General features: G+C 48.9%; 16 protein-coding genes and 1 pseudogene. 10 read left to right on the top strand and 7 right to left on the bottom strand.

From position 1 onward, the window contains the following. The first annotated feature begins 16 nt into the window (after positions 1 to 16). The 3 genes and pseudogenes from ATB02_RS05465 to smrA all read left to right on the top strand — a co-directional run bounded on the left by ATB02_RS05465 (position 17) and on the right by smrA (position 3,314). Entirely contained in the window at positions 17 to 1,045 is a 1,029-nt protein-coding gene (locus ATB02_RS05465; RefSeq protein ID WP_032184115.1) for an HlyD family secretion protein, read from the top strand. Next, positions 1,042 to 2,497 (top strand): annotated as a pseudogene (locus tag ATB02_RS05460) (DHA2 family efflux MFS transporter permease subunit). Before ATB02_RS05465 ends, ATB02_RS05460 begins: the two are co-directional and overlap by 4 nt. 253 nt (positions 2,498 to 2,750) lie before the next feature. Continuing rightward, positions 2,751 to 3,314, top strand: a complete 564-nt coding sequence (gene smrA / locus ATB02_RS05455; protein WP_001046832.1) for a DNA endonuclease SmrA — start codon at positions 2,751 to 2,753, stop codon at positions 3,312 to 3,314. A gap of 20 nt (positions 3,315 to 3,334) precedes the next feature. On the opposite strand, the gene dgcM is transcribed toward smrA, so the two are convergent. After that, the gene (gene dgcM, locus ATB02_RS05450; protein WP_001355263.1) at positions 3,335 to 4,567 is read right to left on the bottom strand and encodes a diguanylate cyclase DgcM; all 1,233 of its coding nucleotides are present in this window, start codon (positions 4,565 to 4,567) and stop codon (positions 3,335 to 3,337) included. Between the two features lie 193 nt (positions 4,568 to 4,760). Here dgcM and ydaN point away from each other — a divergent pair, with 193 nt between their 5' ends. The 4 genes from ydaN (at position 4,761) to dbpA (ending at position 7,657) form a co-directional block, all read left to right on the top strand. Then, positions 4,761 to 4,808, top strand: coding sequence for a protein YnaN (gene ydaN / locus ATB02_RS26615; protein WP_211180494.1), 48 nt, complete (start codon positions 4,761 to 4,763; stop codon positions 4,806 to 4,808). A gap of 13 nt (positions 4,809 to 4,821) precedes the next feature. Then, positions 4,822 to 5,805 (top strand): zinc transporter ZntB, encoded by a 984-nt coding sequence (gene zntB, locus ATB02_RS05445; RefSeq protein ID WP_000387385.1) that lies wholly within the window; start codon positions 4,822 to 4,824, stop codon positions 5,803 to 5,805. Between the two features lie 274 nt (positions 5,806 to 6,079). Beyond that, on the top strand, positions 6,080 to 6,253 hold the full coding sequence (gene ynaL / locus ATB02_RS26890; RefSeq protein WP_001296046.1) for a proline-rich small protein YnaL: 174 nt from the start codon (positions 6,080 to 6,082) through the stop codon (positions 6,251 to 6,253). A gap of 30 nt (positions 6,254 to 6,283) precedes the next feature. After that, positions 6,284 to 7,657, top strand: a complete 1,374-nt coding sequence (dbpA, locus tag ATB02_RS05435) for an ATP-dependent RNA helicase DbpA (protein ID WP_000123713.1) — start codon at positions 6,284 to 6,286, stop codon at positions 7,655 to 7,657. A 128-nt stretch (positions 7,658 to 7,785) separates the two neighbouring features. Here dbpA and ttcA read toward each other — a convergent pair whose 3' ends face one another. From ttcA to nifJ, 4 genes are all read right to left on the bottom strand, one after another. Beyond that, the gene (gene ttcA, locus ATB02_RS05430; RefSeq protein ID WP_000081415.1) at positions 7,786 to 8,721 is read right to left on the bottom strand and encodes a tRNA 2-thiocytidine(32) synthetase TtcA; all 936 of its coding nucleotides are present in this window, start codon (positions 8,719 to 8,721) and stop codon (positions 7,786 to 7,788) included. A gap of 175 nt (positions 8,722 to 8,896) precedes the next feature. After that, complete coding sequence (gene uspF, locus ATB02_RS05425; RefSeq protein WP_001295593.1) at positions 8,897 to 9,331, bottom strand: universal stress protein UspF; 435 nt, start codon at positions 9,329 to 9,331, stop codon at positions 8,897 to 8,899. Between the two features lie 140 nt (positions 9,332 to 9,471). Further along, positions 9,472 to 10,605: a porin OmpN gene (ompN, locus tag ATB02_RS05420; protein WP_000837924.1), complete on the bottom strand. Its 1,134-nt coding sequence runs from the start codon at positions 10,603 to 10,605 to the stop codon at positions 9,472 to 9,474. Positions 10,606 to 10,970: 365 nt separating this feature from the next. Then, the gene (gene nifJ / locus ATB02_RS05415; protein WP_105271218.1) at positions 10,971 to 14,495 is read right to left on the bottom strand and encodes a pyruvate:ferredoxin (flavodoxin) oxidoreductase; all 3,525 of its coding nucleotides are present in this window, start codon (positions 14,493 to 14,495) and stop codon (positions 10,971 to 10,973) included. Between the two features lie 273 nt (positions 14,496 to 14,768). On the opposite strand from nifJ, the gene ATB02_RS05410 reads away from it, so the two are divergent. Continuing rightward, a complete protein-coding gene (locus tag ATB02_RS05410) occupies positions 14,769 to 15,035 on the top strand; it encodes a putative hemolysin (RefSeq protein ID WP_105271217.1) in 267 nt (88 codons plus the stop codon). On the opposite strand, the gene hslJ is transcribed toward ATB02_RS05410, so the two are convergent. Beyond that, positions 15,032 to 15,454: a heat shock protein HslJ gene (gene hslJ / locus ATB02_RS05405; RefSeq protein ID WP_001309480.1), complete on the bottom strand. Its 423-nt coding sequence runs from the start codon at positions 15,452 to 15,454 to the stop codon at positions 15,032 to 15,034. The genes ATB02_RS05410 and hslJ overlap by 4 nt on opposite strands. Before the next feature lie 110 nt (positions 15,455 to 15,564). Beyond that, the gene (gene ldhA / locus ATB02_RS05400) at positions 15,565 to 16,554 is read right to left on the bottom strand and encodes a D-lactate dehydrogenase (RefSeq protein WP_000762229.1); all 990 of its coding nucleotides are present in this window, start codon (positions 16,552 to 16,554) and stop codon (positions 15,565 to 15,567) included. A 207-nt stretch (positions 16,555 to 16,761) separates the two neighbouring features. Here ldhA and ATB02_RS05395 point away from each other — a divergent pair, with 207 nt between their 5' ends. After that, complete coding sequence (locus ATB02_RS05395; RefSeq protein ID WP_105271216.1) at positions 16,762 to 19,401, top strand: YdbH family protein; 2,640 nt, start codon at positions 16,762 to 16,764, stop codon at positions 19,399 to 19,401. Further along, positions 19,398 to 19,583: a YnbE family lipoprotein gene (locus ATB02_RS05390; RefSeq protein WP_000698145.1), complete on the top strand. Its 186-nt coding sequence runs from the start codon at positions 19,398 to 19,400 to the stop codon at positions 19,581 to 19,583. The genes ATB02_RS05395 and ATB02_RS05390 overlap by 4 nt, the downstream gene beginning before the upstream one ends. Positions 19,584 to 19,585: the final 2 nt, after the last annotated feature.

Genomic DNA, 19,585 nt, shown 5'->3' with positions numbered 1-19,585 from the left:
TACGGTGTAAAGAGTGATGATGATTTCTAAAAAACAGCTTATTGGGGTGGTAGCGATCGGTATTATTTTGGCTGGCGTTGTCTTTTTTATCTGGTGGGTAAGCAAAGGAAGATTTATACAGACGACGGATGATGCTTACATTGGTGGTAATATCACCACGGTGGCAAGTAAAGTTTCTGGTTATATTTCTGCTATAGAGGTGCGCGATAATCAGAGCGTAAAAAAAGGCGATATTATCCTGCGTCTCGATGATCGGGATTATCGTGCAAATGTCGCCAGGCTTGAGGCAAAAATAAAAAGTAGCAAAGCCAATCTCGAAAGCATTCAAGCCACTATTGCGATGCAGCAGTCGATAATTCAAAGTGCCAGTGAAACATGGCAGGCAGTAAAACATGAGGAGCAAAAGCGCCTGCGAGATACTGAACGTTATGAAAAACTCGCACAATCAGCGGCAATATCGCAACAAATTATTGATAACGCCAGGTTTGACTACCAGCAGGTCGCAGCAAAGGAGCGCAAAGCCGCGAACGATTTCATGGTGGAGAAGCAACGGCTGGCAGTTTTATCTGCTCAGGAAGAAAACGTACGTGCAAGTATCGAAGAGGTTCAGGCCGCTTTGACTCAGGCACTACTGGATCTGGAATATACCCTTGTTCGTGCGCCGATTGATGGCATTGTCGCAAACCGCAGCGCCCATACAGGCAGTTGGGTGGAAGGCGGTACATCGTTAGTTTCACTAGTACCAGTCAGTGAGTTGTGGGTTGATGCAAATTACAAAGAAAACCAAATAGCGGGAATGAAGCCAGGAATGAAGGCTGAGATCCGTGCTGATATTCTCAAAGGGGAAGTGTTTCACGGTCACATTGAAAGCCTTTCCCCAGCGACAGGAGCCAGTTTCAGCTTGATTCCGATAGAAAATGCCACTGGCAATTTCACCAAAATTGTTCAGCGTGTCCCGGTACGGATTGCATTTGACGACGCAAAGGAATTAAAGCAACTTCTTCGCCCGGGACTGTCCGTCACCGTCAGTGTTGATGAGAGATGATGTCTATGCGTAAACATATTGCTTTCGCCAGTATGTGTATGGGATTATTTATTGCTCAGCTTGATATTCAAATTGTATCGTCATCCCTAAATGAAATAGGTGGTGGTCTGTCCGCAGGTAAAGACGAAATGGCCTGGCTTCAGACCAGCTATTTAATTGCTGAGATTATTGTTATTCCGCTCTCTGGGTGGCTGTCACGGGTATTTTCCACTCGTTGGCTTTTTACTCTATCCGCGGGAATATTTACTTTAATGAGTATCGCGTGTGGACTTGCATGGAATATTCAGATCATGATTTTGTTTCGTGCTTTACAGGGAGCGGCTGGCGCATCCATGATCCCTTTAGTTTTCACGACGGCGTTTATTTATTACCAGGGTAAAGAGTTGGGGTTGGCTGCTGCGGTAGTCAGTGCGCTGGCCTCACTGTCACCGACGCTAGGGCCAACTCTGGGGGGCTGGATCACTGATAACCTCGACTGGCGATGGCTATTTTATATCAATATATTACCTGGCATATATTTAGTTTTGAGTATTCCTTTTCTGGTTAATTTTGATAAACCTGATCTCTCTTTACTGAAAGTTGCTGATTATCCGAGTATTATCCTGTTGGCCATGACACTGGGATGTCTGGAATATACCCTTGAAGAAGGAGCGCGCTGGGGATGGCTGGATGATAATACTATTTTGCTGACATCAGTTCTGGCATTGGTGAGTTTTATTTTATTTGCTGCGCGTACACTTACAATATCCAATCCGATAATGGATCTTCATGCTTTTAAGGATAAAAATTTCACGCTGGGATGTTTTTTTTCTTTTTCTGGAGGGGTTGGAATATTCTCTACTGTATATTTAATGCCTGTGTTTTTGGGGCAGGTTCGCGGATTAAATGCCGAAGAGATAGGTTTTGCCGTTTGCACAACAGGTATTTTCCAGTTATTTTCTGTTCCCTTTTACTTCTGGTTAAGTAAAAAAATAAATCTGCGATGGCTGTTGATGGCAGGGCTGGGTGGATTTGTGTTTTCAATGTATCTTTTTACCCCTATAACCCACGAATGGGGATGGCAGGAGTTACTGTTTCCACAGGCAATTAGAGGGATTTCGCAGCAGTTTGCGATGGCCCCCATCGTAACATTAACGCTGGGGGGAATTCCATAAGAACGGCTGAAGTTAGCCTCTGGTGTATTTAATTTAACACGTAATCTTGGGGGCGCGATTGGTATTGCCCTGTGTGGCTCTATTCTCAATAATCGAACTAATTTTCATTTTTCGAGAATGGGTGAAAAAATGGTTTCTGTTCCCCATACGGTGAATGACTTCATTTCCAGAAGTGCTTTGTTTTTTAATCGCAGTGGAAATGACCAGACATCGGAAATACTGGCTTCAACCAAATTATTGAGTCAATTGATGCTGAGGGAGGCGCAAACTATGGCATTTTCGGATACCTTTCTGCTAATCAGTGGTCTGTTATTTATCGCATTTTTGTTGGTTCCTGCTATGAATAAATCATCCTGATCGGAGCCTGTGCTGAATTAAACTCGGGCTAAACTGTTCGATACTGCTAACAGGCTAGTATAAAATGCCCCGCCTGCGCAGATACTCACAGGTATGAAGTAGAGTATTGTTTCAATCTGTGAAGGGAACGATGCAGTAAGTATGAACAATTAACCCGTCTGAATCACGACGTGTGAAGGTGCATAGGAGGTTACATGAACCTTGACGACAAATCGCTGTTTCTTGACGCCATGGAAGATGTCCAGCCGCTGAAACGTGCTACAGATGTCCACTGGCATCCAACGCGTAACCAACGTGCGCCGCAGCGTATCGACACGCTGCAACTTGATAATTTCCTCACCACCGGATTTCTCGACATCATCCCGCTAAGCCAGCCGCTGGAGTTTCGGCGGGAAGGGTTGCAACATGGGGTGCTGGATAAGCTGCGCAGTGGTAAATATCCGCAACAGGCGAGCCTGAATCTTTTGCGCCAGCCGGTGGAAGAGTGCCGCAAAATGGTGTTCAGTTTCATTCAACAAGCCCTGGCGGATGGTTTGCGTAATGTGCTGATTATTCATGGTAAAGGGCGGGAAGATAAATCGCATGCCAATATTGTCCGCAGCTATGTGGCGCGCTGGTTGACCGAATTTGATGATGTCCAGGCATATTGTACCGCGCTACCGCATCATGGCGGCAGCGGGGCGTGTTACGTCGCACTACGTAAAACGGCGCAGGCAAAGCAAGAAAACTGGGAGCGCCACGCTAAGCGCAGTCGTTGATCTCGAGACGCATCCGCGGCTTATGCCGCCAGCACGCGGTTGCGTCCATCATTTTTCGCCCGATACAAAGCATCATCAACGCGTTTAAACAGTTCATCGATGCTTTCATTTCCTTCGTGATGCGCCACACCAATGCTGACGGTAAAGCGTGGTAAGCCCGAAATACTCACTTTTGTCACGCTTACGCGGATAGTTTCAGCCAGCGAAAGCGCGGTATCCAGTGGGGTTCTTGGTAGCAATAAGACAAACTCTTCGCCTCCCCAACGAAACACCAAATCGCCTTTGCGAGCGCAACTTTCGAGAGTGCGGGCGAGGGCGCATAACACCTCATCACCTTTAGAATGCCCATAGAGATCGTTAATGTGTTTAAAACGATCGGTGTCGATGAGCAATAAGCTGTAATCCTGAGCGATGGCGAGGTGCTGCATTTGGCCTGGCTCGGTAATGTGATAAAACTGTCGCCGATTCAGTAATCCGGTCATCGCGTCATGGTGGGCAGCATGTTCCAGCTGCTCCTCCAGCCGTTTTTGCTCCGTAATATCATGCACAATACATAACATGAGCTTGTCGCCATAAATTTCAATCGGCCCAGCATAGGTCTGCACATGACGAGTCGAACCATCCGCCAGTTTATGAACAAAATTCAAAGGCTTATGACCACCGGGTAAATGCGAGATTTCATGCATGATAGGCATGACGCGACGCCCGAGCATATTAATTTCCCAGGTATGTTTCTGGCACATCGTTTCATGGTTATAACCATAGAAATTGAGCGCGGCGAGGTTAGCATCGACGATTTGGCCATCTCGTGAGGGGTCAATCAACAACATTGGTGCAGAGTTAGTCAGAAAAAAGCGCGCATAAAAACCTTGTTTTTTGCGCTGATAATTTGCCGAGCGACTGGCTTTTAAACCCAGCGTTGCCGGCGCTTCGATACCTTCGAAAATAATCACCGGTTCTGCTTCTGTCAGCTCTCGCAAAACAAGCCGACAGCTTAATGCTGTTTCCTCTTCTTTACGTTGAACGGTGAGGATTTCGATAATATCGTGTTGGTTTTGCAGATCGGAGAGGTATTTCGGCAGTTCTTTTTGTGAGGAGACGGAATAGGGACCGGTTCGTAGCTGACTAAACGTGAGGTCTTGCATCAACAGTCGCGCCGCGCTGTTGGCATAAATTAACTGTTCCTCAAAGGGCGAAACGATCCAGACAGGACTGGTGAGTAAGTCCAGGGTATTGAAGTTGTGCGTAATCATTGAGATCCCGTTATTTTTATCAATTTTTGTTGCTATCCGATCGCAATAAAGCCACGTCATATGATCAGATAATTCTGATAATGATAGACGCTATTTAACACTTCACACGGTTTGTATATGGAAAAGCATTTTGCTTTTTGTATTCAATTTAGACAGAATTTTATTAATCATTTCAGGGTAATGGGGTGATGAGATGTTGCGTAACAGGGCCAGAAGGCTAGACTACAAAATAATGCGTTGATGATGGAGGCACTGTGGAAGCGATTAAGGGATCGGACGTTAATGTCCCGGATGCAGTATTTGCCTGGATGCTGGATGGTAGAGGCGGCGTTAAACCGCTGGAAAATACAGATGTGATTGATGAAGCGCATCCCTGCTGGCTCCACCTTAATTATGTACACCATGATAGCGCCCAATGGCTGGCGACAACACCGCTGCTTCCCAATAACGTACGTGATGCGCTGGCGGGCGAGAGCACACGGCCCCGAGTCAGCCGTCTCGGTGAAGGTACGCTGATTACATTGCGCTGTATAAACGGCAGCACCGATGAACGCCCCGATCAACTGGTCGCCATGCGTGTATATATGGACGGGCGGTTAATTGTTTCGACCCGACAACGCAAAGTGCTGGCGCTGGACGATGTGGTAAGCGATCTGGAAGAAGGCACTGGTCCGACCGATTGCGGGGGATGGCTGGTGGATGTGTGCGATGCGTTGACCGATCATTCCAGCGAATTTATCGAGCAGCTGCACGATAAAATTATCGACCTTGAAGATAATCTCCTTGATCAGCAAATTCCACCGCGTGGATTTCTGGCGCTGCTGCGCAAACAATTAATTGTTATGCGTCGCTATATGGCACCGCAACGTGATGTTTATGCTCGTCTTGCCAGTGAGCGTCTGCCGTGGATGAATGATGATCAACGCCGCCGAATGCAGGATATTGCCGATCGCCTTGGGCGCGGCCTGGACGAAATTGACGCCTGTATAGCACGGACTGGCGTGATGGCGGATGAAATCGCTCAGGTGATGCAGGAAAATTTAGCCCGTCGCACCTATACAATGTCATTAATGGCAATGGTCTTTTTACCCAGTACGTTTCTGACCGGGTTATTTGGTGTCAACCTTGGTGGGATCCCAGGCGGCGGGTGGCAATTCGGATTTTCAATTTTTTGTATTCTGTTAGTTGTTCTTATTGGTGGTGTTGCTTTATGGTTGCATCGTAGTAAATGGTTGTAACAAAAGCAATTTTTCCGGCGGTCTGTATACAAAAACGCCGCAAAGTTTGAGCGAAGTCAATAAACTCTCTACCCATTCAGGGCAATATCTCTCTTGCAGGTGAATGCAACGTCAAGCGATGGGCGTTGCGCTCCATATTGTCTTACTTCCTTTTTTGAATTACTGCATAGCACAATTGATTCGTACGACGCCGACTTTGATGAGTCGGCTTTTTTTTGCCTGTTATATATCAGCGTCTACCCTTTAAGAGTCCACCCAATGACCGGAGGGAAATATGACGACACTCATTTATTTGCAAATTCCTGTCCCTGAACCGATTCCTGGCGATCCTGTTCCAGTGCCCGATCCAATCCCTCGCCCGCAACCCATGCCTGACCCACCACCCGATGAAGAACCGATTAAATTGTCGCATCGTGAGCGTAGATCTGCGAGGATACGCGCTTGCTAATTTTTGCGTCGATGACCACGAGAACAGATTGTGACCGCTTTTTCTACCCTGAATGTTTTGCCTCCCGCCCAACTCACGAACCTTAATGAGTTGGGTTATTTAACTATGACGCCGGTGCAGGCTGCCGCGCTTCCGGCGATCCTTGCCGGAAAAGATGTTCGCGTGCAGGCGAAAACCGGCAGCGGCAAAACGGCGGCTTTTGGCCTCGGGCTGCTACAGAAAATTGATGCGTCGCTATTTCAGACCCAGGCTTTAGTGCTGTGCCCTACGCGTGAACTGGCGGATCAGGTGGCAGGTGAATTGCGTCGGCTGGCGCGTTTTCTGCCAAATACCAAAATTTTGACTTTGTGCGGTGGTCAACCGTTCGGTATGCAGCGTGATTCGTTGCAACATGCGCCGCATATTATCGTGGCAACCCCGGGGCGTTTGCTGGACCATCTGCAAAAAGGCACGGTATCACTGGATGCGTTGAATATGCTGGTGATGGATGAAGCCGATCGCATGCTGGATATGGGATTTAGCGATGCCATTGATGATGTTATCCGTTTTGCGCCAGCATCTCGACAGACGCTTCTGTTTTCGGCAACCTGGCCGGAAGCCATCACCGCAATCAGCGGACGAGTTCAACGCGATCCATTGGCGATTGAAATTGACTCAACAGATGCTCTGCCTCCCATTGAACAACAATTTTATGAGACATCCAGCAAAGGCAAAATTCCTCTGTTGCAACGGTTATTAAGTTTGCATCAGCCATCCTCTTGCGTGGTGTTTTGCAATACCAAAAAAGATTGTCAGGCTGTCTGCGACGCGCTGAATGACATAGGGCAAAGTGCATTGTCGTTACATGGCGATCTGGAGCAACGTGACCGCGATCAGACCCTGGTACGTTTTGCTAACGGTAGCGCTCGTGTGCTGGTCGCGACGGATGTTGCTGCGCGTGGTCTTGATATTAAATCGCTTGAGCTGGTAGTGAACTTTGAACTGGCGTGGGACCCTGAAGTTCATGTACATCGCATCGGTCGTACAGCGCGTGCAGGAAATAGCGGTCTGGCGATCAGTTTCTGTGCTCCGGAAGAAGCACAGCGGGCCAATATCATTTCTGACATGTTGCAGATAAAACTTAACTGGCAAACGCCGCCAGTTAATAGTTCCATTGTGCCGCTGGAAGCAGAAATGGCAACGTTATGTATCGATGGCGGGAAAAAAGCCAAAATGCGCCCGGGTGATGTATTAGGTGCGCTGACAGGAGATATCGGGCTTGATGGCGCAGATATTGGCAAAATCGCCGTGCATCCGGCGCATGTCTATGTCGCGGTGCGTCAGGCTGTTGCTCATAAAGCATGGAAACAGTTACAGGGCGGGAAGATTAAAGGAAAAACGTGCCGGGTGCGGTTATTAAAATAATGAAATGTTGAATCGCAGGGTGCAAGAGTAAACATCTTCTTCGGGATTGCCGGATGCGACGCTGGCCGCGTCTTATCCGGCCTCCATAAGAGTAGCCCGATAAGCTTGCGCATCGGGCGCTATCCGGGTTATTTCACTTCAACCACATTCAGTCGTAACTCATCCAACTGATTTTCATCTTCTTCAGGCTGCCAACCCGCCGGTTGTAGAGGGATCTCTTCGCGATCAAACGCCAGATCACCCCCGTTAACCACTTCAGAACCGTGGGTAATGCCTTTGAAATCGAACAGGTTGGTATCGCACAGATGCGACGGCACCACATTCTGCATCGCGCTGAACATCGTCTCGATACGCCCCGGATAACGTTTATCCCAGTCACGCAACATGTCAGCAATCACCTGACGTTGCAGGTTAGGCTGTGAACCGCACAGGTTGCACGGAATAATCGGGAACGCTTTTGCATCGGCAAAGCGCTGAATATCTTTCTCGCGGCAGTAGGCCAGCGGACGAATCACAATATGTTTGCCATCATCGCTCATCAGTTTCGGAGGCATACCTTTCATCTTGCCGCCGTAGAACATATTTAAGAACAACGTTTGCAGGATATCGTCACGATGGTGACCCAGCGCGATCTTCGTCGCTCCCAGTTCCGTTGCGGTACGGTAAAGAATTCCGCGACGAAGACGAGAACACAGTGAGCAAGTGGTTTTGCCCTCCGGAATCTTCTCTTTCACGATACCGTAAGTGTTCTCTTCCACAATCTTGTACTCAATGCCCAGCTTTTCAAGATACTCGGGCAGAACGTGTTCCGGGAAGCCCGGTTGCTTTTGATCGAGGTTAACAGCCACCAGCGAAAAATTGATTGGCGCGCTTTGCTGCAAATTGCGCAGAATCTCCAGCATGGTATAGCTGTCTTTACCCCCGGAGAGGCAAACCATGATGCGATCGCCTTCTTCAATCATATTGAAGTCAGCAATGGCTTCGCCCACGTTACGACGCAGACGTTTTTGTAATTTGTTCAGATTGTATTGTTCTTTCTTACTAATTTCTTGATTTTGCGACATTTAAAAGCGACTCAATTCGTTATATGGCATCAGAAGAGTATGCGTCATGCCGGAACGCCCAGCATAAGAAATCTGATATAAAAACTGTGGCGTGTATGGTACGGATTAGAGGGGAAAATGTCAGCACATTTGCGAAATGAATCAAAAAGCCCGCAGCAATGTGCGGGCGTTAGTGTCAGCGCACAACCAGCACGGAGCACTCTGCGTGACGCACTACAGCTGCGGCGTTAGAACCGAGCAGATAAGTGGTGATATCCGGTCGATGGGAAGCAATGATGATCATATGAGCGGGGATCTTCTTCGCCAATTCCAGAATGCGGTCTTTGGGCGAGCCTTCCTCAACATGGACATGCACTCTGTCGGTTGGCAGTTTAAATTTTTTAATGATCTCTTCCAGTTGCGATTTGGCTTCCGCTTTCAGGTCATCCATTGCCGGTAATTCTGCGGAATACGCTAAACCCAGAGAGGCATAGTAGGGCAGTGAAGGTATTACCGTCAGGAAATGAACCTCTGCATCATCAATCTTTGCCTCTGCCTCAACGTGGCTAATCACGCGTTGAGTTAATTCTGAATCGGAAATATCGATAGGGACAAGAATCGTTCTGTTCATAAAACCTCCTGTTTTAGTATCCGCATAAAGTGTAACGCCAGATGACACTTTTTGTGTAATGACGGAGTTCACATTTTTAATTTAGATCAAAGGAGGAAGAATAAGCAGAAAAAGCCCGCCATAACAGCGGGCAGGAGGATTTAGAACTGATAAACCAGACCTAAAGCGACAATATCATCGGTAGAGATGCCGTTGGCAGCGTAGAAGCTGTCATCTTCATCCAACAGGTTGATTTTATAGTCAACGTAAGTGGACATATTTTTATTGAAATAGTAAGTCGCGCCAACATCGGCGTATTTTACCAGATCTTTATCATCAACACCTGCCGGGTTGTCTGCACCACCGGCAGCGTGCAGGTCACGGCCTTTAGACATCAGGAAAGAGACTGCCGGACGCAGACCAAAATCAAACTGGTACTGTGCAGTGACTTCAAAGTTCTGGGTTTTGTTTGCAACAGCATAATCGCTGTCGCCAAACGGGGTCATATTACGCGTTTCTGAATACATGGTTGCCAGGTAAATATTGTTAGCATCGTATTTTAGCCCAGCAGTCCACGCGTCTGCTTTATCACCACCAGCCGCAGTATGGTTAACCTGGTCATTGGTGCGGTCAGAAGAGGTGTATGCCGCACCAGCGCTAAAGCCCATGCCTAAATCATATGTTGTGGAAAGACCCCAGCCGTCACCGTTTTCATGGCGAACATCACGTCCGTTGTTGGTGCCTTCCTGACCATTACTGGCTCCTTCGTTGTTACCTTGATACTGCACCGCGAAGTTCAGACCATTTACCAGACCGAAGAAATCAGTATTACGATAAGTCGCGACGCCATTGGCTCGACCAGTCATAAAGTTGTCTGCATTGGTATAAGAGTCACCGCCAAATTCAGGCAGCATATCGGTCCAGCCTTCGATGTCGTACATTACGCCATAATTACGTCCGTAATCGAAAGAACCGTAATCTGCAAATTTCAGTCCGGCAAATGCCAGACGGGTCCATGACTGGTTTTTTGAAGATTCAGTGTTGTTTGCCTGAATATTGTATTCCCATTGACCGTAGCCAGTAAGTTGATCGTTAATTTGGGTTTCGCCTTTAAAACCCAGACGCGCATAGCTCTGGTCGCCATCTTTCGCTGAATTATCAGAAAAATAATGCAGGCCATCAACTTTGCCATACAGATCTAATTTGTTGCCGTCTTTATTATAAACTTCGGCTGCATGTGCAGCACCTGCGGCGAGCAGGGCAGGAATTAAAAGTGCCAGTACTTTGCTTTTCATTGAATAAATCCTTTAGTTATTTTATTTGCCTTTTATCCCCATTTCGGGGAGTGAAAACATCCTAAAGGAGAAGTTCAGTTAGCCGATAAATATCATTTGTTACGCCTTAAGTAAAACCTTAATCAAATAATTCCCCTGAAATGATAATAAGTCTGGTGAATGTATCGAAGATAATACATACAAAATAAAAATTATACTTTTAATTTGCTATACGTTATTCTGCGCGGGTTATATGCCTTTATTGTCACAGATTTTATTTTCTGTTGGGCCATTGCATTGCCACTGATTTTCCAACATATAAAAAGACAAGCCCGAACAGTCGTCCGGGCTTTTTTTTAGAATTGGATAATCCTTATCCAGAGCATTTAATCGGTGTTGCTTTTTTCCGCTTTTCCGGCCATTTGTGCCAGGAAGTCATAGCGTTTTTGCAAATCAGCTGCAGCATCTTTCCATAACTGTTCTGCCACTTCTGGCTGCTGCGAATTCAGACGACGGAAACGTTGCTCATGAAGTAACGTTTCTTCCAGTGCTTCTGACGGCGGGCGTGAATCCAGCGCCAGCGGCAGTTTGCCTTCATCGGCTCGACGTGGATCGAAGCGATATAGCGGCCAGAAGCCGGTAGCAGTGAGTTGGCGCATCTGGTCGTGACTGAGTGCCAGATCGTAACCATGCTCTTCACACGGGCTATAAGCGATGATCAGCGATGGCCCCGGATACGCTTCCGCTTCCTGAATCGCTTTCACCGTCTGGTTCAACTGTGCGCCGAGAGAAATCTGCGCCACATAAACATGACCGTACATCATCATACTGACGCCAAGATCTTTACGCGCTTTACGTTTGCCGTGCTCGCCAAACTTAGTTACTGCACCCAGCGGTGTCGCTTTCGACGCCTGACCACCGGTGTTGGAATAGCATTGTGTATCCAGCACCAGAATATTGACGTTTTCCGTCAGGCTCAATACATGATCCAGACCGCCAAAGCCGATATCGTAAGCCCAGCCATCGCCACCAATCAGCCAGATTGATTTTTCCACCAGTGCATCTGCGTCACGCAGCAGTTCATGTGCTTCGGCAACATCGTTGAGTTGCTGGCGTAAAGCTGCGACCTGTTCACGACGAACCTCTGGCGTGGCGTCTGATTTCAACGCAGTCAGTAATTCCGCCGGGATTTTATCGGCAAATTGATCCAGCAGACGCAGCACGCGGACACGGTGTTGATCGACCGTAAGGCGGAAACCAAGGCCGAATTCGGCGTTATCTTCAAACAGCGAGTTCGCCCATGCCGGTCCACGACCGTTGGCATCAGTGGTATATGGTGTGGAGGGCAGGTTACCACCATAAATTGAAGAACAACCCGTAGCGTTAGCGATCAACATCCGATCGCCATAGAGCTGAGTCAGCAATTTAATATACGGCGTCTCGCCACAACCAGAGCAAGCACCTGAATATTCAAACAGCGGTGTAATCAGTTGCGATGTACGAATATCAATACGTTCCAGTTTGCTGCGATCGATTTCTGGTAAATTCAGGAAGAAGTCGTAATTGATTTTCTCTTCCTCGACATGTTCCAGGCGCGACATCATATTGATGGCTTTAATCTCTGGATACTGACGGTCTTTCGCCGGGCAAACTTCGACGCACAGGTTACAACCGGTGCAATCTTCCGGTGCCACCTGCAAGACATATTTCTGCCCGCGCATATCACGCGATTTCACATCCAGCGAATGCAGGCTGGCAGGGGCATTTTCCATTGCTTCAGGCGGCACTACTTTGGCGCGAATAGCTGAGTGTGGGCAAGCGGCAACGCAGTGGTTACATTGGGTACAGAGTTCCTCTTTCCAGATGGGGATCTCTTCGGCAATATTGCGTTTTTCCCAGCGGGTGGTACCCATCGGCCAGGTGCCGTCTGGCGGCAGCGCCGAAACGGGGAGAGCATCGCCAAGTCCGGCGAGCATCGCAGCGGTAACGGTTTTCACGAAATCAGGAGCAGCATCGGAAACCACAGGCGGTCGATTGGCGCTGTGCGGATTAACCGGCTGCAGCGGAACTTCTTCTACGGATTCACGCGCCAGTGCCAGAGCCTGCCAGTTGCGTTCCACCAGATCCTGGCCTTTGCTGCTGTAGCTTTTGGCAATCGCGCCCTGCAATTCGGCCAGGGCGCTGTCGCCAGGCAGAATTTGCGTCAGATGGAAAAAAGCCATCTGCATGACGGTATTAATTCGGGCCGCCAGGCCACATTCACGGGCGATTTTCGCCGCGTTAATCACATAGAAGCGCGCTTTTTTCTGGTTTAACACGGCCTGAACTTCCTGCGGCAAGCGCGACCATACTTCATCTGCGCTGTACGGCGTGTTGAGCAGGAAAATGCCGCCAGGTTTTAAACGTTCAGCCATCTGATATTTATCGATAAACTGCAACTGGTGGCAGCCAACAAAATCAGCCTGGGAAATGAGATAAGCGGAACGAATCGGCTGTTCGCTCACGCGAAGGTGAGAAACCGTCAGGCCGCCCGCCTTTTTGGAGTCGTAAACAAAATAGCCCTGTGCGTACCACGGCGTGGAATTACCGATAATCTTGATATTGTTTTTGGTCGCCGAAACGCTGCCATCACTACCAAGACCATAAAACAAGGCTTCCAGTTTCGCCGAGTTTGGCAGGGTGTTTTCCGGCAACGGAAGTGACAGATTGGTCACATCATCGTAAATACCAACCGTAAAGCGCGCTTTCGGTTTAGCCGCGTTGAGCTCGGCAAATACCGCCAGTACACAGTCCGGGCCAAATTCTTTGGATGAAAGACCATAGCGCCCGCCGATGACACGGGGCAGGGTTTCGCGCTCGCCATTATTAAAGGCTTCTGCCAGTGCAGTCATCACATCCAGGTACAGGGGTTCCGCTTGCGCACCTGGCTCTTTGGTGCGATCCAGCACCGCCACTGTCCGAACAGAGTCCGGCAATGCTTGCAGTAAGTGTTTGGCGGAGAAGGGGCGGTACAGGCGAACTTTTAGCACGCCCACTTTTTCGCCTCGGGTCAGCAATTCGTCAACCACTTCTTCACAGGTGCCGATGGCAGAGCCCATCAGGATAATCACCCGTTCCGCTTGTGGATGCCCGTAATACTCAAACGGCTGATACTGGCGACCTGTCGCGGCAGCGAAATCATTCATTGCCTGTTCAACATGGTCATAGACTGCGTTGTACCATGGGTTGGTGGCTTCGCGAGACTGGAAATAAGTGTCAGGATTGGCGGACGTACCGCGGATCACCGGATGTTCCGGGTTGAGTGCACGGGCGCGATGAGCATCAATTTCTGCCTGCGGCATCAGTTCAAGAATAGTGTCATCGGCCAGCGGGACAATTTTATTGATCTCGTGGGAGGTGCGGAAACCATCAAAAAAATGAATAAATGGCACGCGACTTTTCAGCGTCGCAATGTGCGAAATGAGAGCAAAGTCTTGCGCCTCCTGGACGTTTGCTGCACACAACATCGCGCAACCCGTCTGGCGCACTGCCATGACGTCGGAATGATCGCCAAAAATAGAGAGTGCATGTGTGGCAACGGTACGAGCCGCAACATGCAGGACAAACGGCGTCAGTTCGCCTGCCAGTTTGTACAGCGTTGGGATCATCAGCAGCAAACCCTGCGATGACGTAAACGATGTTGAGAGGGCGCCAGTTTGCAAAGCACCATGCACGGTAGCGATAGCCCCCGCTTCCGACTGCATTTCAACCACGCGTGGTGTGTCTCCCCAAACGTTTTTCAAGCCGTTTCCGGCCCATGCATCAGCCTGTTCTGCCATCGTGGAACTGGGGGTAATAGGGTAGATGGCGATAACTTCACTGGTGCGAAACGCCACCGAAGCAACCGCGCCATTACCGTCAATAGTAATCATATGACACCCTTACATTGCGCAAATGAGGGGCGCACGAAATTGCTGCGCGCCCAGTAGTTATCTTTCAATTTTAGCAAATGGCTTTCTTCTGCATTTTCGCTTTTGTGTCCCCCACATCAGCGTAATGAATGTTTTGATCAAACAGAGGGCAAAAAAATAGCCATAAAAAAGTAAAAATGCGGGGCAACGCGCAGGACAGCTCTCGACGCCGCCCTCTGTGCTGCCTATTATTTATGGCGGTGTCGTTTGGCTTGAAGATCAGAGGAAGAAAAGATGCGAGCAGCGTTTTTGGTAGGGTGTGCCGCTTTATTATTGTCGGCGTGTAGTAGTGAACCTGTTCAGCAGGCGACTGCGGCGCACGTAGCGCCAGGTTTAAAAGCGTCGATGTCCAGTAGTGGAGAAGCAAATTGTGCAATGATCGGCGGTTCGCTTTCTGTTGCCCGTCAACTGGATGGTACGGCGATTGGGATGTGTGCATTACCCAACGGCAAACGCTGTAGCGAACAGTCACTTGCCGCCGGGAGCTGTGGCAGCTATTAATTCATTAAATCCGCCAGCTTATAAGTTAATGTCTGTTTCGCGGTCGCCAGCGTTAACTGGTTCGCGGTCAGATCCACTTGTGCACCTTCTTTCAGCATTTCGCTAATGGTGTTATCGAGTTCATTAAGCTGCGGATTAGCGCACATCATACGGGTCATTGCCAGCCCTTTGGCTGTCAGTTCACCATTAGACAGTTTGCCTTCACCGCTAAAGCGGTTACACATGCTGCCGGAAATCATCATCTTTTCACCAAAGCTGATTTCTGGCGGATTTTTATCGCTGGTCACGGGCTTACCGTTTACGCTTTCCAGCACAAAGCGATGATGCTGTAGCTGTTCTGGGGTTACAGCAATTTTGTCATTACTTACACATCCCGCCATCAGCAGGCTTAGCGCAACAAGCGCGGCTACTTTCTTCATTGTGGTTCTCAATTACGGTTTCTGACTGAGGAATATTTTAAGAATAGAGGATGAAATATCTTTGGGGATTATCTGAATAAGCTCCCCTGGCGTACAGGGGAGCGGCAAGATTAAACCAGTTCGTTCGGGCAGGTTTCGCCTTTTTCCAGATTGCTTAAGTTTTGCAGGGTAGTTTGGGAAATACTGGTCAGAGCTTCTGCTGTCAGGAATGCCTGGTGCCCGGTAAACAGCACGTTGTGGCAGGCAGACAGTCGACGGAAGACATCATCCTGGATCACGTCGTTGGATTTATCTTCAAAGAACAGATCGCGTTCGTTTTCATACACGTCCATACCCAACGAACCAATTTTCTGGTTTTTCAGCGCTTCAATTGCCGCCTGAGAATCAATCAATGCACCGCGACTGGTATTGACGATCATCACGCCATTTTTCATCTGATCGAAGGCGGCTTCGTTCAACAGATGGTAGTTTTCCGGTGTCAGCGGGCAGTGCAGAGAGATAACGTCTGATTCAGAGAACAGGGTTGGCAGATCGACATACTCCACACCGAGTTCCAGCGCCGCCGCACTTGGATACGGATCGAACGCCAGCAGACGCATACCAAAACCTTTGAGAATGCGCAGCATCGCCACACCGATTTTACCAGTACCGATAACGCCTGCCGTTTTGCCATACATGGTAAAGCCGGTCAGACCTTCCAGAGAGAAGTTGGCGTCACGCGTACGCTGATATGCGCGATGGATACGGCGGTTCAGCGTCATCATCATACCGATGGCGTGTTCAGCAACAGCTTCTGGATCATAGGCTGGAACACGGACTACTTTCAGCCCCAGTTCTTTTGCTGCGTCAAGGTCGACGTTATTGAAACCGGCACAGCGCAGGGCGATATATTTAACGCCGTGCTTTTTCAGTTCTTCCAGCACCGGGCGGCTGCCGTCATCGTTTACGAAAATACATACCGCTTCGCAGCCATTGGCCGTTTTAGCGGTTTTTTCCGTCAGCAGAAAGTCAAAAAATTCCAGCTCAAAGCCAAAGGACTCGTTCACCTGTTGAAGGTACTTCTTGTCGTACTGTTTTGTGCTATAAACGGCGAGTTTCATAAGACTTTCTCCAGTGATGTTGAATCACATTTAAGCTACTAAAAATATTTTACAAAATTTCAAATATAATTGAAAGCTATGGCGATATTGAAAAATTCATCAACAACTATGCTTAGTGTAGGCGCAACCTTCAACTGAACGGTTAAACATGCCACAATACCCGTATTGAATGCTTAATTTTTCGCTAAATCAGGATATTAACTACCCATGTTGGGTAAATATAAAGCCGTTCTCGCGCTGCTATTACTGATTATTCTTGTGCCGTTGACGCTACTGATGGCGCTCGGGTTGTGGGTTCCCACGCTGGCAGGCATCTGGCTACCGCTCGGCACACGTATTGCTTTAGATGAAAGCCCACGCATTACGCGTAAAGGTTTAATCATTCCCGATCTCCGTTATCTGGTAGGAGATTGTCAGCTTGCACATATCACAAACGCCAGCCTTTCTCATCCCAGCCGCTGGTTATTGAATGTCGGCACGGTAGAACTTGATTCTGCTTGTCTGGCGAAATTGCCGCAGACGGAGCAATCGCCAGCCGCTCCAAAAACCCTCGCGCAGTGGCAGGCCATGTTGCCTAACACCTGGATCAATATCGATAAACTGATTTTTTCTCCCTGGCAGGAATGGCAGGGAAAACTCTCTCTCGCATTAAACTCCGATATCCAGCAACTGCGTTATCAGGGCGAAAAAGTTAAATTTCAAGGCCAGCTGAAAGGGCAACAACTTACAGTCAGCGAACTGGATGTCGTCGCGTTTGAAAATCAGCCGCCAGTTAAACTGGTGGGGGAATTTACTATGCCGCTAGTGCCGGATGGACTTCCTGTAAGTGGTCATGCTACTGCGACGTTAAACTTGCCGCAGGAGCCTTCACTGGTGGATGCCGAGCTGGACTGGCAGGAAAATAGCGGGCAATTGATTGTGCTGGCACGGGATAACGGCGATCCGTTGCTCGATCTGCCGTGGCAAATTACTCGCCAACAATTGACCGTAAGCGATGGTCGCTGGAGCTGGCCGTATGCAGGTTTTCCTTTGAGTGGACGACTGGGTGTCAAAGTCGACAACTGGCAGGCAGGGCTTGAGAACGCTCTGGTCAGCGGACGACTGAGTGTGCTGACCCAGGGGCAAGCGGGTAAGGGCAACGCGGTGCTTAATTTTGGCCCAGGAAAATTAAGTATGGATAACAGCCAGCTGCCTTTGCAGCTGACCGGTGAAGCGAAACAGGCGGACCTCATTTTATATGCCCGCTTACCTGCACAGCTAAGCGGAAGTGTTACTAACCCAACACTGGCCTTTGAGCCGGGTGCGTTACTACGTTCAAAGGGGAGAGTCATCGATTCGCTGGATATTGATGAAATCCGCTGGCCTTTAGCAGGTGTTAAAGTCACCCAGCGTGGCGTTGACGGGCGTTTGCAGGCCATTTTGCAGGCGCACGAAAATGAACTGGGCGATTTCGTGCTGCATATGGATGGTCTGGCGAATGATTTTCTGCCCGACGCTGGCCGCTGGCAGTGGCGTTACTGGGGCAAGGGCAGTTTTACCCCAATGCACGCCAGTTGGGATGTCGCAGGAAAAGGTGAGTGGCGTGACAGCACGATTACGCTGACCGATCTCTCCACCGGCTTTGACAAATTGCAATACGGGACAATGACGGTAGAAAAGCCGCGATTGATTCTCGACAAGCCCGTCGTCTGGGTACGTGATGTGCAGAATCCTTCGTTCAGCGGCGCGCTGTCACTGGACGCCGGGCAAACGCTGTTCACGGGTGGCAGTGTGTTACCGCCATCAACCTTAAAATTTAGTGTCGATGGACGCGATCCGACATATTTCCTCTTCAAAGGGGATTTACATGCTGGTGAGATTGGGCCGGTGCAGGTAAATGGACGCTGGGACGGTATTCGTCTGCGCGGTAACGCCTGGTGGCCTAAACAATCACTGACCGTATTCCAGCCGCTGGTGCCACCCGACTGGAAGATGAACTTACGCGATGGCGAACTATATGCCCAGGTCGCATTTTCTGCTGCGCCTGAACAAGGATTCCGCGCGGGAGGGCACGGTGTGTTGAAAGGCGGTAGTGCCTGGATGCCAGATAATCAGGTTAACGGTGTCGATTTTGTTTTGCCTTTCCGTTTTGCCGATGGAGCCTGGCATCTGGGGACTCGCGGCCCCGTTACGTTGCGAATTGCCGAAGTGATTAATCTGGTGACAGCGAAAAATATTACGGCTGACTTGCAAGGGCGTTATCCGTGGAGTGAAGACGAACCATTGTTGTTGACCGATGTTAGCGTCGATGTGTTAGGCGGTAACGTGCTGATGAAACAATTACGCATGCCGCAACATGACCCGGCGCTGTTGCGGCTGAATAATCTCTCATCCAGCGAACTGGTTAGCGCCGTCAATCCGAAACAATTCGCCATGTCCGGGGCATTTAGTGGGGCATTGCCTTTATGGCTGAACAATGAAAAATGGATAGTTAAAGACGGCTGGCTGGCAAATAGCGGACCAATGACCTTGCGGCTGGATAAAGACACCGCAGATGCGGTGGTGAAAGACAATATGACCGCGGGTTCTGCGATTAACTGGTTGCGCTATATGGAAATTAGCCGTTCATCGACAAAAATTAATTTAGATAATCTCGGTGTGTTAACCATGCAGGCCAATATTACAGGTACCAGTCGCGTCGACGGTAAAAGTGGTACGGTAAACCTTAATTACCATCATGAAGAGAATATTTTTACCCTGTGGCGCAGTTTACGCTTTGGCGATAATCTCCAGGCATGGTTGGAGCAGAACGCGCGTCTGCCGGAAAATGGCTGTCCGCAAGGAAAAAGGTGTGAGGAAAAACAATGAAAATTTTACTGGCTGCGTTGACGTCATCTTTTATGCTGGTTGGCTGTACGCCTCGCATTGAAGTCGCTGCACCTAAGGAACCGATCACTATCAATATGAACGTTAAAATTGAGCATGAGATCATCATCAAGGCAGACAAAGATGTCGAAGAGCTGCTTGAAACTCGTAGCGATCTTTTCTGAGG

This window comes from Escherichia sp. MOD1-EC5189, from assembly GCF_002966045.1.
GTDB lineage: Bacteria > Pseudomonadota > Gammaproteobacteria > Enterobacterales > Enterobacteriaceae > Escherichia > Escherichia coli_F.
This window is presented reverse-complemented; position numbering and strand designations above follow the sequence as displayed.